This window comes from Pseudoxanthomonas sp. CCNWLY206-1, from assembly GCF_039710385.1.
GTDB lineage: Bacteria > Pseudomonadota > Gammaproteobacteria > Xanthomonadales > Xanthomonadaceae > Pseudoxanthomonas_A.
In genome coordinates this window covers 211,903-224,713 of record NZ_JBDKXI010000007.1, presented here as the reverse complement: position 1 = coordinate 224,713, position 12,811 = coordinate 211,903, and the positions used below count along the sequence as shown (strand labels likewise).

Sequence of the window (12,811 nt, the reverse complement as noted above, 5' to 3'; positions counted from 1 at the left end):
TGCTCATCGGCGACCCTCCGCGGCAATGGCGGCGGCACGCTGGGCCAGCAGTTCGGGTGGCGGATCCGCATACAGATAATCGAACATCGCCTCGACCGGCTGCACCGGCGTGTTGAGGTAGGCATTCACTTCGGTGTCGACCGCAGCGGAGCATTCCTCTTTCCACTTTGCTTCCTGGTCTTCGCTCCAAAGTCCCTTGGCGGTCAACCAGGTGCGCAAACGCGGGACCGGATCGCGTTGCCAGGCGGCTTTCACTTCGGCATCGTCGCGGTAGCGGCGGGCGTCGTCGGCGGTGGTGTGGTCGGACAGCCGATAAGTGACGAATTCCAGCACGGTGCCGCCTTGGCCTTTGCGCGCACGCTCGCTGGCGCGGCGCATGGCTTCCAGTACGGCGATCAGGTCGTTGCCGTCGACTTGCAAGCAATGCAATCCGCCGGCCAAGCCTTTCTGCGCGAGCGTCTGCGCGCCGGTTTGCGCCGAGCGCGGCACCGAGATCGCCCAGCCGTTGTTGATCACGCACAACACCAACGGCAGCTCGTAGGCGCCAGCGGAATTCAGCGCGGCATAGAAGTCCGTCTTCGAGGAACCACCGTCTCCACAAGTACTCACCGCGATATGCGGCTGCTTGCGCAGCTTGAACGCGAGCGCGGCGCCGGCGGCGTGCAGGCATTGCGTGGAGATCGGCACACTCCAGGCAAAGTCGCGGCGCGGCACTTCATAGTCGTTGCCACGCTCATCGCCGCCCCAGTACATCAGCACGTCGCGCGGTTTGACGCCGCGCATGAATTGCGCGCCGTATTCGCGATAGCTGGGGGCGAACACGTCTTCCGGGCGCATCGAAGCGCCGATGCCGATATGGGTGGCTTCATGGCCCAGGCAGGATGCGTACGTGCCCAGCTTGCCTGTGCGTTGCAGTGCGATGGCCTTGGTGTCGAAGGTGCGCACGAACAACATCTGTTTGAACAGTTCCAACAACCGTGCGGTATCGCGTCCGGCCTCCGGAAGATCGTCCCTGACAAGCGTGCCGTCCGGGCCGAGGTATTGCAGATATTCGATTTCAAATTTTGCGGCGATGGTCATCGCTGGATGTCGCTCTTGTAGGTCTTGCGGCGAATGTTAAGCCGTCCATGTTAAAGAACCGCAGCCGATACGCTTTCGTGCGCTGCAACAACTTTGGTGCTGAAAGGCGCTGTTTTTTTGTCGTGCGCCGCGACCAAGCGCTTGCGGTGTCAGCCTGTCTGGCGGTGTCAACACCGCGGATGAACGCGGTGCAGCGTTAGTGGCGACATGCTTCGGCAAGCAGGGCGGTGATATTGCTTTGCAGCAAAAAAGCAGCTGTTCGCCGCAAAAAGAAAGGGCGCGGCCATCGCCGCGCCCTTTCCGGATCTGCTTATGAAGCAGAACGGTCAGCGGATACCGATATTCAGGCTCGCCTGGTTGTTATTGCTGTTCGGGTCCGGCGTGCTTGCGCTTACCTGGGCGGTGAACTGCAAGGTGGTGCCGTGCTTGGGCTTGCCCGGCACGACGATGGCGAACGCCAACGTCTGCGTGCTGCTATCCATCTCGCCGCTGCGCGTGCATTGCGCGCTGGAGCCGGTGGGGGTGTCCTGCATGCGAGTGCACGACCAACCACGCGGGGCGGCGACGGCGGCGTAGCTGGCCGCGACATTGCTCTGCACCAACACCTTGACCGCCTCGGCCTTGTCCGGGCCAGCGTTGCGTACCGGCATCAGGAAGGTGGCGACAGTGCCGCGACGCAGTGGCAGCGCACTACCGAGCAGACGTACCGACATGTCGGCCGAGGCTTGAGGCAGAGCGGCTATTGCCACCGACACTGCCGCCGTGTTGTCTGCATTGGCGGTGTCGAGGACCGGCGAGCTGGCGGACACACCCAATCCCAGGTTGGTGCCGGCGCGTTCTGCCGGAGCAATCGCTTCGATGGCGAAGGCTGCTTCGTCGTTCGCTGCCAGCGAACCGGTGGTGCAGATCACGCGCGTGTTGCCGGCATCCTGGACCGGAGCAGCGCAGCTCCAGCCAGCGGGGATGCTCGTCAGTGTGGGCGACAGCTGTGCGGCGAACACGAACGCCACGGCGGTGGCGTTCGCTGCGCCCGGTCCGGCATTGCGAACGTTGGCGGTGTAACGCACGGTGTCGCCTACGTTGGCAGTGCTGCGGTCCGCTGTCGCGGTAACCGAGAGGTCGGCGCGGGCGAAGGTCGGGACGCGAATGCTGACGCGCACCGGATCGTGATCGGACGAACGCACCGCGATGCTGCTGTCGCCGAAGTTGTCGACGCCGAAGTCCGCGTTGATGCGTGGGTGATCGATGCGAACATCCGCGCCCATCAGCAGGGCTTCGTTGACCAGCACGTGGTCCAGCGTTTGCGCGTTGCCAGCGAACACGTACGAGTAACGCTGCGCCGGGTCGGCGATCAGCTGCGAACCGTCGATCAGTGGCGTGGTCAGCGGACTGTCCACGTACGTCAACACTTGGTCGGCCGGGGCTTCCTCGCCCCTCAGCACGCCCATCACGTCGACATAGCCGTCGTTGAATTCGAACGCATTGAAATCGCCGACCAGCACGATCTTCTCGCTCGGGTCCATCACCTGCATCTGTTGCACCAGGCCAGCAAGATAGGCGGCCTGTGCGCCACGCTTGGCGCGCACGCGTTCGCCGCCGGTGGCCCAGCCACTGCTGCCGGGCGTCATATCGTCGATGTCATTGAGCGAACGCAGGTGGTTGACGATGACCGTCACTGGGTAGCTGCCCGCGGCATCCTGATTCACGCGAGCACGCAGGCGCAGCGGCGGACGATCGTTCAGCAGACTGGTGCTGCCGTCCGGGTTGGTCATCAATGTGCCTTTGCCGAACTGGGCGACGTCCAGCACCTCGACCCGCGCGACGCCATCGGCGGCGGTGCGCGAGCTGACCAGGAAGCCGACGTTGATGCCGCCGATGTCATTACCCGGCTGCAAGTAGGGCACGTAGCCAGGCTTGCTGGCGCAGGTGGCATCGATGCGTTCGGAAAGCAGTTGCAGGATGCGCAGGTTCTCCACTTCCACCACGCCCAGGATGTCCGGTGTCTTCAGGTATTGGCAGATCGCGATCGACGCCTTGTCCAGGCGCTTGTTCATGGCTTCCGGCGTCAACGTGACGGCGCCGTTGCTGTCGTTGATTTCATCAAACAGACGCAGCAGGTTGAAACTGCCGACGGTGACTTCGTCGTAGCGCGCGTCGTTGACCGCGCTGGGTAGCATGCCGCCGCTGACCGAAGGCGGCGTGGTGGTGTCGGGCAACAACGCCCAAGTGCCGCTGAAGTAATCCAGCACGCCCAGCAGGCCGGCGACATTGGCGCCGGTGTCCACCGAGATCGGCAATGCGCCGACCTGGCCGCGGCTGCGCACCATCAAGCGTTCCTGATTGGTGTCGAAGCGGGGCGGGTTCTTGCCGGCGGGAATGGCGATGACATCCAGGATGCCGATGCCGGGTTCGCGGAAAGGACGTGCCACTTCTGGCAGCGTCACGTGGAAAACGCCGTCGGTGGAAGCGGTGGCGTCGTTTTCATCGATGCTGCCGCCGGACGGCGCCACGACCACGGACTGCGCCAGGCTGACGCGCATGCCTTCCAGCCGCTCCAGCGTGCCGGGCAGCGCGTCGGGACCCAGATCGGCCTGGGTCAGCTCGACCGCCGCGGGCAGGGCATTGCCGGCTTGCAGCAATTCCACCGTGGGCGTGACGATCTCGGTGATGCTCAGCTGGTTGGGCGCTGTAGACGGAGTGAACTCGGTGACGGTACCGGTGATCCGCACCCGGTTGCCGACTGCGGCGGTGGCGGGCGGCGCGCTGCTGGTGAAGACGAAGATGCCTTCCGACGTTGCCGGATTGCCATCGTCGTTCGCGCTTTGCAGGAAGAAACCACTGTTGAACTTCAGCGCAGTGACGATGCCTTCGGTGACGACCAGCTTGGTCGCATGCGGCGAAGCCAGACCGCTGCCCTGGATCTGCGCGATGGTCAGCGGAATGGCCGGCTCCGGCGGTTCCGGCGGCTCGGCGCCACTGTTGCGCGGATCTGGAGTGCCGGCGGTGAAGTCGGCATTGTTGTTATTGCTGTCCACGCTGCCGGCGCCGTTGCGCAGGGCGGCGGTGGAGTTGCTGAGCGTCGCGGTGGGCGCGGCGCCTTCAAAACAGTTCGCGGTGCTGCCGAAGCCGACCAGGTCGACCACGACGGCATCGCTGATCGGGCAGGTGCCCGACAGCGTGACAGCGTTATTGGTTAGCGCGACCTTGCCGTTGGTGCCGGATAGGGCCAGGGTGCCGATGGCATCCGGCGTGGGCAGGTCGACCGTGCCGCCGGCGCCCTGCGCCTGCTGGATCAGGTAGTAACCGCCCGGCGCGATGCTTCCGCTCAAGTTGGTGCGCTGCCAGGTGCTGCCGGTGGCCGACGCGTACTGCACGCTCCAGCCATCCAGGCTGACCGCGGCGGCACCGTTGTTGCGCAGCTCAATGAAGTCGTTCTTGAACGTGGCGCCGGAATTGCCGCCACCGCCGTAGACCTGGCTGATCACCACCTGCGCCTGCGCCGAGGCGGCGGCAAAGATGGAAGACAGCGAAAACAACACGGCCGCGATGCGGCCCCGGGACATTTCCATACAGCAGACTCCCCTCATGGATGTGGACGCCGCACACACGATGGCAAACCCCCGCCACCGGCCGACGCATTGTGCATCAAGGATGTCGGCCGGGCATTGCAGCGGCATGACATGACATGTCCAAGTGCCGGTTTTTGCTGGCATTCGGTCCCGGTTGGCGGTGTGCCGACCCGCGATGGAGTACCCTCTGTGCCCGGCTGGCGCACCAGCAACCAAAAAAAAGCGTAAATGACCGTAGAAAAGAACGAACGTCCGCTGGAAGAAGGCATCCACACTGACCTTGCCGGGCGCATGACCTACAGCGGTTACCTGCGCTTGGACCAGCTATTGTCAGCGCAGCATCCGGTCTCCGATCCGGCGCATCACGACGAACTCCTGTTCATCGTGCAGCACCAGGTTTCGGAGCTGTGGATGAAGCTGATGATCCATGAACTGAGCTCGGCCATCGCGCACCTGCAGCGGGACCAGGTCTGGCAGTGCCGCAAGGTGCTGGCGCGCAGCAAACAAGTGTTGCGCCAACTGACCGAACAATGGTCGGTGCTGGAAACCCTGACGCCTTCCGAATACATGGGGTTCCGCGACTTGCTGGGCCCGTCATCGGGGTTCCAGTCGTTGCAGTACCGCACCATCGAATTCCTGCTGGGCAACAAGAACCCGGCCATGCTCAAAGTGTTCGCGTATGACGCGGAAGCGCAGGCAGGTCTCGAAGCAGTCCTGCGTGCGCCGAGCTTGTACGACGAATTCCTGCGCTACCTGGCGCGGTTCGGCCATGCGGTTCCCGCTGCGCACCTGGAACGCGACTGGAGCCAGCCGCATCTGTCCGACGCGGCGTTGCTGCCGGTATTCAGTGCGATCTATGAAGATACCGATCGCTACTGGCGCGAGTATTCGTTGTGCGAAGACTTGGTGGACCTGGAAACCCAGTTCCAGCTCTGGCGTTTCCGGCATATGCGCACGGTATTGAGAATCATCGGCTACAAACGTGGCACCGGTGGTTCCAGCGGCGTGGGGTTCCTGAAGAAAGCGCTGGAACTGACGTTCTTCCCGGAGCTGTTCGAAGTGCGCACGACCATCGACGGCGGCTCAACTGCGTCGCAGGCATATTGAGACGCGCGGCAGCGCGGTAGTTTCCCCTGAAAAATCAATATCGGTGGCCATGGTGCCGCCGGCTTTGCCGTATCTGGCCGTTCATGACAGGCATTTGACGCGAACTACGCGTCTCGGTGATCCTCCCCCGATTCCGCGTCCTGGCGCGGCCTGTCACTAATCTGAACGTATTAAGGGGGAAACCGCATGAGCGGTGCCGTCGACACGCAAATCCCGGCGCTGCCGGAGTTCAAGCAGACCATGGGCCATCCGCGCCCATTGTGGATGCTGTTCATGACCGAATTCTGGGAACGCTTCGCGTTCTACGGCATGCGTTGGGCGCTGGCCCTGTACATCGTTGCCCAGTTCTACGGAGGCGACAGCGCTGGCGAGGCGCCCGCCAGCCGGCTGTACGGCGCCTACTTGGCGCTGGTCTACGCGGCGGCGCTTTTCGGAGGCTATGTCGCCGATCGCGTGATCGGTTACCAGCGTTCCATCCTGCTCGGCGCCGTGATCATGTCCACCGGCCTGTTCCTGATCATGTTGCCCAACGAGCAACTCTTCAGGCTGGGTCTTGCCACGGTGATCGCCGGCAACGGCCTGTTCAAGCCGAACATCTCGGCGATGGTCGGCAAGTTGTATTCCGTGGGCGACGAACGCCGCGACTCGGGTTTCACTCTTTTCTATATGGGCATCAACCTGGGCGCGATGATCGCGCCATGGCTGACCGGCCTGCTCGCCGAACGCGTGATGGGTGGAACACCGAACATGCCCGCTTACAAGGTGGTGTTCCTTGTTTCGGGCATTGGCATGCTGATCAGCCTGGTGTGGTTCTGGTTCGGCCGCAGGCAACTGCAAGGCATCGGCCGGCCGCCGGAGGGCGCCGAGGGCAAGGGCCGTGTACTGGCGACAGCGATCTGCGCCGTCATCGCCATCCCGGTGATCTATTTCCTGCTATCGATCGGCGCCGGCGCATTGCAGTGGACCTTGAGCGTGTTGTTCGTCGGCCTGTGCGTGCTGATCTTGAAAGAAGGTTTCAAGGACGGTGCGGTGAGGCGCGACATGGCCATCGCGATGCTGATCATCTTCGTGTTCAACGTGTTGTTCTGGTGCTTCTTCGAACAGGCAGGCAGTTCGTTCAACTTCCTTGCCCAGAACATCGTCGACCGCGATGTCGGCGGATGGATATTCCCGGTCGGCTGGTTCCAGTCGGTGAACTCGCTGGCGATCATCACGCTGGCACCGGTGCTGGCTTGGCTTTGGGTGAAGATGGGACGCAATAACCCATCGATCCCGCGCAAATTCAGCCTCGGTCTCATCTTCAATGGCCTCGCCTTCCTGCTGCTGATGTTCGCGCTGTCCAGCCTGGTCGATCCGGAGACGCTGAAAATCCCGTTCTGGACGTTGTTCATGGTCTACGTCGTCCAGTCGGTCGGCGAACTCTGCTTGTCGCCGATCGGCCTGTCGATGGTGACCAAGCTCGCGCCGGTGCGCCTGGTCGGCTTCGGCATGGGCGGCTGGTTCCTGTCCACCGCGATCGGCAACAACCTGTCGGGCATCTTCGCCAGCCACGTCAGCGGCGAGGAAGGCATGAACGTGCAGTCGGCATTGAGCGGCTACACATTCGGCTTCTGGGCGCTAGTGATCCCGGGCGTGCTGCTGTTCCTGATCGCACCGCTGGTACAGAAACTGATGCATGGCGTTAAGTGACGTACCGGCGCGTGCCGCAGGCACGCCTTTGCCGGTACGTCACCCCGGCGCAGGCCGGGGTCCAGCGTCTTTAGCCTTTGCCGGTACGTCACCCCGGCGCAGGCCGGGGTCCAGCGTCTTTAGCCTTCGCCGGTACGTCATCCCCGCACAGGGACCAGCGACTGAGAGCCACCGAGCTACAGTCGCTGGGTCCCGGTCTTCGCCGGAAGCGCTTTTCAACAGCCGAATGGCTGGTCATGACGTCAAAAGAAAAGGCGGCCACTGGCCGCCTTTTCTTTGTTCAAGCTTGCAGCTATCGACTTTCGAGGACGCACCGCTCAATGCGACTCCGCCAGCTTGACCACGCCTTCCGTCAGCTTCTTGATCAAGCTATCCAACTGCACCCGGTCTTCCGCACTTAGCTGCTCCAGCAGCAGGCGTTCGCAGCCCAATGCCATCGGCACGATCTCGTCGTAAACCGAGTAACCCACCTCCGACAATGTCAGCACCGAACGCCGCCGATCGTTTCCGTGGGTGTCCCGCTCGATCAGCCCGCGTTCCAGCAGCTTGGCCACGGCGCGGCTGACCGCCACCTTGTCCATCGCGGTGCGCTCGGCCACTTCCCCGGCCGAAAGATCCTTGTAGCGCCCCAGCACCGCCATGATCCGCCACTCGGTGATCGCCAGGCCAAAGCGGCGCTCATAAAGCAGGGCGATGGTCTGGCTGAGTCGGTTGGACAACACGCTGAGCCGATAGGGCAGGAAGTTTTCCAGCTCCAGAACGGCGTGCTCGGTGGGGTGGTCCTGGGGAGCGGCTTGCGAAGGGTCGGTCATGGGCGCGGGTCGATAGAAGAGGGTTTTTTTGCACTGCAGCTTGCTATTAGTTACATGTGAAACTATAAAGGCGGCAGATACGACGCAAGCCTAGCGAGGCGCCCCATGAACGCACAACCCAACCTCGGCATGCAGGTGACGACCTTCGAGAACCCGATGGGAATCGACGGCTTCGAATTCGTGGAATTTGCCGCTCCTGCCGACCAGAGCGAAGCATTGCACGATTACTTCCGCCGTTTAGGCTTCACCGCGGTGATGCGCCACAAGGTGCGCCCGATCACTGTGTACCGCCAGGGCGGCGTGAACTTCCTGGTCAACGAAGACCCGCATTCCTTCGCCGCGGATTTCGCCAAAGCGCATGGCCCCAGCGCCTGCGGCTTTGCGATCCGCTTCAAGAAGCCCGCCGATGAAGTAATCGCGAAGGTCATCGCCAACGGCGGCGAGGCGGTGGGTGACAAGGCGGAGACGCGAGCCGTGCCCGCGCCCGTGGTGAAAGGCATCGGCGACTGCATGCTGTACCTGGTGGATCGCTACGGTGATGCCGGCAGCATCTACGACACCGACTACCTGCCGATCCCCGGCGCCGAGCAGCATCCGAAAGGTTTCGGCCTGACCTTTATCGATCACCTGACCCACAACCTGTATTTCGGCAACATGGACAAGTGGTCGGACTACTACGAGCGTTTGTTCAACTTCCGCGAGATCCGCTACTTCGACATCAAGGGCGCGAAGACCGGTCTGCTATCGAAGGCGATGACCGCGCCGGACGGCATCGTACGCATTCCGCTCAACGAATCGTCGGATCCCAAGTCGCAGATCAACGAATACCTGGACGCCTACAAGGGCGAAGGCATCCAGCACATCGCCTGCTTCACCGACGATATCTACGAAACGGTCGAGGCGATGCGTGCGCAAGGCGTGGCGTTCCTGGATACGCCCGATGCCTATTTCGAAGTGATCGACCAACGCGTGCCGAACCATGGCGAAGACGTCGCGCGCCTGGCCAGGAACAAGATCCTGATCGACGCGGATCCGGAAACACACCAGCGCAAGCTGCTGCAGATATTCACCCAGAACGCCATCGGCCCGATCTTCTTCGAGATCATCCAGCGCAAGGGCAACGAAGGATTTGGCGAAGGCAACTTCCAGGCGCTGTTCGAAAGCATCGAACGCGACCAGATGAAGCGCGGGGTGCTCTGAGCGGCGCATGATGTTGGCCCTCTCCCAGTGGGGCGACAGCGCACGGGTTACGCGCCACTGGCGCGTGTGCGCTGGAGCGCCCACGCTGCTAGCGTGGGCAGGGGCGCGGAGCGGGGGTTGGGGTGAGGGGCAGAAGAATGGCAGATCCTTACAGGCCACCTATGGCTACCACCGCTCTTGAGCGCGCGCGCGAATTGCGCGTCAGCTCGACTGATGCGGAACGAAAGTTATGGAGTTACCTGCGGGGCAGGCAACTCGATGGATTGAAGTTCAGAAGGCAGCACGCGATTCCGCCTTGCATCGTCGATTTTTTCTGCTCGTCCGCAAAACTTATAGTCGAACTGGACGGCTCGCAACATACTGAGGAAAGCGATAGGGTACGCACTCGCTATCTGCAGGCCAAAGGGTTTGTGGTTCTGCGGTTCTGGAACAATGAAGTACTGACGCAGACAGAAGCGGTGGTGGAGGCGATCTTCAACGCCGCCTCAGCTTCGCCCCTCACCCCAATCCCTCTCCCGCAGGGAGAGGGGCTTTAAAGCGAAGGCAAAGCCCATGTCCAGCATGACCACTAATACCACCTACCAATCCGGCTTCGGCAACGAGTTCGCCACCGAAGCCGTTCCAGGCACGCTGCCGGTCGGGCGCAATTCGCCGCAGCGGGTCGCGCATGGTTTGTATGCGGAACAACTTTCCGGCACCGCGTTTACCGCGCCGCGCCGCGAGAATCGGCGCAGCTGGCTTTACCGCATCCGTCCCGCGGCGATGCATTCGTCGTTCGAGCCGTTTGTACAGCCGCGATTTCATAACGATTTCAGCAGCGCGCCAGTGTCGCCGGATCAGCTGCGCTGGAATCCATTGCCTCTTCCTGATGCCCCCACCGATTTCGTGGACGGCCTGTACACCATGGCAGGCAATGGTTCGGCCGAAGCGCAGCATGGCGTAGGCATCCACTTGTATGCCGCCAATCGTTCGATGCAGGGGCGGTTCTTCTACGACGCCGACGGCGAACTGCTGATCGTGCCGCAGCAGGGCCGGCTGATCATCGCGACAGAATTGGGAGTAATCGAGATCGAGCCGCAGCAGATCGCGGTGATCCCACGCGGTATCCGTTTTCGCGTCGAGTTGCCGGACGGCGCATCGCGCGGTTATGTGTGCGAAAACTTCGGTGGGTTGCTGCGGCTGCCGGACCTGGGCCCGATGGGTGCGAATGGGTTGGCCAATTCCCGCGACTTCGAAACACCGCACGCGGCGTACGAAGATATCGAAGGCGATTTCGAACTGGTCGCCAAGTTCCAGGGACACCTGTGGCGTGCCGTCATCGGTCATTCGCCACTGGATGTCGTGGGCTGGCACGGCAACTACGCGCCATATCGTTACGATCTGCGTCGATTCAACGCGATCGGATCGATCAGCTTCGATCACCCCGATCCTTCCATCTTCACCGTGTTGACGTCGCCCAGCGACACGCCGGGAACAGCCAACCTGGACTTCGTGATCTTTCCGCCACGCTGGCTGGTGGCACAGGATACGTTTCGGCCGCCGTGGTTCCATCGTAACGTCGCCAGCGAGTTCATGGGATTGGTGCATGGTGCATATGACGCCAAGGCCGAAGGCTTCGCGCCGGGCGGCGCTTCACTACACAATTGCATGACCGGGCATGGGCCGGACGCAGCGACTTTCGAGAAAGCCAGCCAAGCGGACCTCTCGAAACCCGATGTCATCCGAGACACCATGGCTTTCATGTTCGAGACGCGTGCGGTGATCCGTCCTGCCCGACAGGCGATCGACGCGCCGCATCGCCAGCGCGACTATCAGGCGTGCTGGGCGGGCTTGAAGAAGCACTTCGTGATGCCGACGGAATAATCGGCCCGCACGCATCCGTGGTTACTGTGCGGTGGCAGAAGTCGAAGCCGATAAATCCATGCTTTCCAAAGCGGGTAGACAGTCTTCTGGCAGCACTTCGGCCAAGCGCTCGCGCACGCGCCGGGCGAGTGAAGCAGCGGAAGTGTCTTGCAGGCAGCGGAGCGATGCGAGCAACTGGACGAGGGTTTCCTCGGGTTCGTGGCAGGCCTGCAAATCGGCCTTGTGGCGGATCGCCGCGTCATGACGTTGTAGCGCCAGCATATCCAGCATGTAGAGCTTGGCGGCTACCATTGAGCGGCGTGCGCCGGAAGTCCGGAGCGCTGGCTGAGCAGTAGTAACGGCGGGGGCAACCGGCGACGCTGTTGCGATAGGCGCCGGAGCGGCGTCGACCAAGTAGCCGGTGTCGGACAATTTGCGGATCAATGCGGGAGCGTCCTGTCCCAGCAGCCCGGTCAGGGCGGCCAAATCCCGCTGACCGTCGCACAGGATCAGCGCGCGGCGTTCGCGCATGCTTAATGGCCCGGCATGCGATTGCAGGGCGGTGCGGGCAAGATCGGTCTTGCGTGGAAGCATGTGGGCGATGGCGGGGTACGGGCGTGAGCGGCGCGGGCAGCCTAGGCGCTGGCGATGAAGCGCTCATGACAGCTCACGAGTGACGGTACCCGGCGGCGGCGCATTGGTGGGGGGCGGGCTCGCCGACAGCGGGAGGCAAGCGCAGGCCTGCCCACGGGTGCCACGGCCGCGTTCCGGGGCCGTTGACTCACATGATTGTTCGCGACGAGTTAACCAATAAGCAGTAGGCTGCCTGCTTTCCCCGTGGAGTAGCTCTATGAAGTCGATACCGTCCCTGGCCGCCATGGCTGTGCTTGCCGTCGTCCTGTCGACCGCGTGCAAGCCGGAAACACCGGCTCCGGAATCGACCGATGCCCCTGTCCCGGCGCCGACGGCGCAGACACCGGCTCCCGGCGTGGAGCCTTCGCCGCCCACGGCGTTCGGTCAAGCCACTTTCCTGGGCTATGGCGAGATGCGGCTGGGCAGTACCATCGACGAGGCCAAAACCGGATGGGGTGGCGAGTTGAAAGGTGCGCCCACTGAGGGCACCACCTGCCACTATCTGTATCCGACCTGGGCCAAGCAGCCTTCCGATCTGGCCTTCATGATGGAAGAAGGCAAGTTTGTCCGCTACGACGTAGGCACTACCGCAGAGGCGGCTCCTGGCGGCGGCAAGGTCGGCATGACCGCCGAAGAGCTGAAGCAGCTCTATGGCGATGCGTTGCAATCCATGCCGCATAAGTATGTGGAAGGTGGCCAGTATCTCTCGGTGGATGCGGACGCTGAAGCACCCAGCAAGCTGGTGTTCGAAACCGACGCCAGCGGCAACGTCACTCGCTGGCGCGTCGGGCTGTTGCCGCAAGCGAACTATGTGGAAGGTTGCTCCTGACCCAAGGGTTGTCCTGGCGCTGGCCGCTGGCTGGCGCCAAGGCATAGAAT

The 12,811-nt window shown here is 62.7% G+C and carries 10 protein-coding genes; 6 read left to right on the top strand and 4 right to left on the bottom strand.

Annotated features, from left to right (window positions below; all coding sequences use genetic code 11):
• Nucleotides 1-3: 3 nt before the first annotated feature.
• Together pdhA and AADW18_RS16365 are read right to left on the bottom strand one after the other, a co-directional pair.
• Nucleotides 4-1,080 carry a pyruvate dehydrogenase (acetyl-transferring) E1 component subunit alpha gene (pdhA, locus tag AADW18_RS16370; protein ID WP_337344462.1) on the bottom strand — a complete coding sequence of 359 codons (1,077 nt, stop codon included), beginning with the start codon at nt 1,078-1,080 and terminating at the stop codon, nt 4-6.
• Between the two features lie 326 nt (nt 1,081-1,406).
• A complete protein-coding gene (locus AADW18_RS16365; protein ID WP_337344461.1) occupies nt 1,407-4,649 on the bottom strand; it encodes a lamin tail domain-containing protein in 3,243 nt (1,080 codons plus the stop codon).
• A 228-nt stretch (nt 4,650-4,877) separates the two neighbouring features.
• On the opposite strand from AADW18_RS16365, the gene AADW18_RS16360 reads away from it, so the two are divergent.
• Both AADW18_RS16360 and AADW18_RS16355 read left to right on the top strand, forming a co-directional pair.
• On the top strand, nt 4,878-5,756 hold the full coding sequence (locus AADW18_RS16360) for a tryptophan 2,3-dioxygenase family protein (RefSeq protein ID WP_337344460.1): 879 nt from the start codon (nt 4,878-4,880) through the stop codon (nt 5,754-5,756).
• Nucleotides 5,757-5,942: 186 nt separating this feature from the next.
• Entirely contained in the window at nt 5,943-7,445 is a 1,503-nt protein-coding gene (locus tag AADW18_RS16355) for an oligopeptide:H+ symporter (RefSeq protein ID WP_337344459.1), read from the top strand.
• A gap of 317 nt (nt 7,446-7,762) precedes the next feature.
• Here AADW18_RS16355 and AADW18_RS16350 read toward each other — a convergent pair whose 3' ends face one another.
• Nucleotides 7,763-8,257 (bottom strand): MarR family transcriptional regulator, encoded by a 495-nt coding sequence (locus AADW18_RS16350; protein ID WP_337344458.1) that lies wholly within the window; start codon nt 8,255-8,257, stop codon nt 7,763-7,765.
• A gap of 105 nt (nt 8,258-8,362) precedes the next feature.
• Between AADW18_RS16350 and hppD the strand changes: the two genes are divergently transcribed.
• From hppD to hmgA, 3 genes are all read left to right on the top strand, one after another.
• On the top strand, nt 8,363-9,457 hold the full coding sequence (gene hppD, locus AADW18_RS16345; protein ID WP_337344457.1) for a 4-hydroxyphenylpyruvate dioxygenase: 1,095 nt from the start codon (nt 8,363-8,365) through the stop codon (nt 9,455-9,457).
• Between the two features lie 137 nt (nt 9,458-9,594).
• On the top strand, nt 9,595-9,993 hold the full coding sequence (locus tag AADW18_RS16340) for an endonuclease domain-containing protein (RefSeq protein ID WP_346842733.1): 399 nt from the start codon (nt 9,595-9,597) through the stop codon (nt 9,991-9,993).
• 25 nt (nt 9,994-10,018) lie between these two features.
• Entirely contained in the window at nt 10,019-11,320 is a 1,302-nt protein-coding gene (gene hmgA / locus AADW18_RS16335) for a homogentisate 1,2-dioxygenase (RefSeq protein WP_337344556.1), read from the top strand.
• A gap of 21 nt (nt 11,321-11,341) precedes the next feature.
• Here the strand turns inward: hmgA and AADW18_RS16330 are convergent, their stop codons facing one another.
• Nucleotides 11,342-11,893 carry a hypothetical protein gene (locus AADW18_RS16330; RefSeq protein WP_337344455.1) on the bottom strand — a complete coding sequence of 184 codons (552 nt, stop codon included), beginning with the start codon at nt 11,891-11,893 and terminating at the stop codon, nt 11,342-11,344.
• Nucleotides 11,894-12,149: 256 nt separating this feature from the next.
• On the opposite strand from AADW18_RS16330, the gene AADW18_RS16325 reads away from it, so the two are divergent.
• On the top strand, nt 12,150-12,761 hold the full coding sequence (locus AADW18_RS16325; protein ID WP_337344454.1) for a lectin: 612 nt from the start codon (nt 12,150-12,152) through the stop codon (nt 12,759-12,761).
• Nucleotides 12,762-12,811: the final 50 nt, after the last annotated feature.

Bases quoted from the DNA above. Each gene is read 5' to 3' on its own strand.
- pdhA (WP_337344462.1), bottom strand. From the start codon at position 1,080: ATGACCATCGCCGCAAAATTTGAAATCGAATATCTGCAATACCTCGGC.
- AADW18_RS16365 (WP_337344461.1), bottom strand. From the start codon at position 4,649: ATGGAAATGTCCCGGGGCCGCATCGCGGCCGTGTTGTTTTCGCTGTCT.
- AADW18_RS16360 (WP_337344460.1), top strand. From the start codon at position 4,878: ATGACCGTAGAAAAGAACGAACGTCCGCTGGAAGAAGGCATCCACACT.
- AADW18_RS16355 (WP_337344459.1), top strand. From the start codon at position 5,943: ATGAGCGGTGCCGTCGACACGCAAATCCCGGCGCTGCCGGAGTTCAAG.
- AADW18_RS16350 (WP_337344458.1), bottom strand. From the start codon at position 8,257: ATGACCGACCCTTCGCAAGCCGCTCCCCAGGACCACCCCACCGAGCAC.
- hppD (WP_337344457.1), top strand. From the start codon at position 8,363: ATGAACGCACAACCCAACCTCGGCATGCAGGTGACGACCTTCGAGAAC.
- AADW18_RS16340 (WP_346842733.1), top strand. From the start codon at position 9,595: ATGGCAGATCCTTACAGGCCACCTATGGCTACCACCGCTCTTGAGCGC.
- hmgA (WP_337344556.1), top strand. From the start codon at position 10,019: ATGACCACTAATACCACCTACCAATCCGGCTTCGGCAACGAGTTCGCC.
- AADW18_RS16330 (WP_337344455.1), bottom strand. From the start codon at position 11,893: ATGCTTCCACGCAAGACCGATCTTGCCCGCACCGCCCTGCAATCGCAT.
- AADW18_RS16325 (WP_337344454.1), top strand. From the start codon at position 12,150: ATGAAGTCGATACCGTCCCTGGCCGCCATGGCTGTGCTTGCCGTCGTC.